Annotated in this window: 2 protein-coding genes and 1 tRNA gene; 2 read left to right on the top strand and 1 reads right to left on the bottom strand. The window is 39.5% G+C overall.

Annotated elements, in window-relative coordinates:
• The first annotated feature begins 73 nt into the window (after positions 1-73).
• Positions 74-400, top strand: a complete 327-nt coding sequence (locus J582_RS25270) for a gamma-glutamylcyclotransferase family protein (protein WP_031982236.1) — start codon at positions 74-76, stop codon at positions 398-400.
• Between the two features lie 111 nt (positions 401-511).
• A tRNA-Thr gene (locus tag J582_RS25265) sits at positions 512-587 on the top strand.
• Positions 588-918: 331 nt separating this feature from the next.
• Here J582_RS25265 and J582_RS25260 read toward each other — a convergent pair.
• On the bottom strand, positions 919-1,295 hold a 377-nt coding region (locus J582_RS25260), incomplete at its 5' end, for a GFA family protein (RefSeq protein ID WP_032048939.1).

Raw genomic sequence — 1,295 nt, 5'->3', positions numbered from 1 at the left:
TATTGGGAATATTTTTAGTGGTTTATACCGCACATGCGAAAGCGCATTAATTGATACATGAAAGGAAAATTACATGTCGAGTTTATTTGTTTATGGCACTTTAGTCCCTGGTCGCCCTAATGCGCATATACTTGAAAATATTGGCGGCCAGTGGGCAGAAGGTTGGGTAAACGGAACCCTACGTCATGAAGGTTGGGGAGCAGATTTAGGCTATCCGGGAATTGTACTCGATGATAGTGCTAACCAAGTGCAAGGTTTTGTTTTTAGCTCGGAACATCTAGATGCAAACTGGAAATTACTGGATGACTTTGAAGGCGAAGAGTACGAAAGAGTACCTGTTCGTGTCACTTTAAATAGTGGTGAACATGTTGATTCTTTTATTTATATGTTGAAGCCTTAGGCCATTTTTAAAGCTCAAACGCATAAGCGCTTAAAAATTGATAGAAAAAATCCAAATGCTCATTTTTTGGCTTGTATTTTTTTTAAGAAACTGTAAAATTCACTCCACATCGCCGGCATAGCTCAGTTGGTAGAGCAACTGACTTGTAATCAGTAGGTCCACAGTTCGAATCCGTGTGCCGGCACCATCATTAAACCTCATGAATATTTGATTTATGGGGTTTTTTGTTGTTTGTAGGTTTTGAAATATAGCTTTTAGCTATGTTGCCTTAGACGAAAAAGAGATTCGTTAATAAGAAATGAAAAAAGCCCAACTTCCTGTTGGGCTTTTTTCGTATTTCGTTACTAGGTATACATCCTGTAATACCTCACGTCCTGATGCCTAAACTTATTATTGTTGTTTTACGTTTTGGAACTTCCTGTTCCTGATGAGTTCATCATAGGCAATTCACTAGGTCATAGAAAGACGTCAATTTCCTGAATGAATGTAGGAAAAAGCGTACGAGCTTGTCAGAACAACTACCCTTCTTTCTTCTTCTCTATCATTTTTTCAAAATGTTTAAGGTTTGGGTTCAACATGTCCCAAGCATAGGCCTGACTCACAAAAACCTCCGCTTTAGGGTGATAGACACTTGGGTCATCCAAAGTACCTGCGCGTATCGAGATCATTTCAGGAACAAGTTCAGGTAAACCAAAAAGCTGAGAACCACAAGTCGGGCAAAAAGCTCTTTTAATAGGACGGCCAGAAGAACCGACGGTCTCAAAATATTTAAGTTCGCCAGTTATTTTCAATTCAGATTGATGAAAAAAAGCGATGGGCGCATAGGCCGAACCTGTGGCTTTTTGGCAATCTCGACAATGGCAATTAAAACTATAACGTGGCTCTGCATCGCTTT

This window comes from Acinetobacter sp. 1566109 (assembly GCF_000582255.1).
Classification (GTDB): domain Bacteria; phylum Pseudomonadota; class Gammaproteobacteria; order Pseudomonadales; family Moraxellaceae; genus Acinetobacter; species Acinetobacter nosocomialis.
The sequence above is the reverse complement of the archived record's forward strand: the minus strand, read 5'-3'. Positions and strand labels throughout refer to the sequence as shown.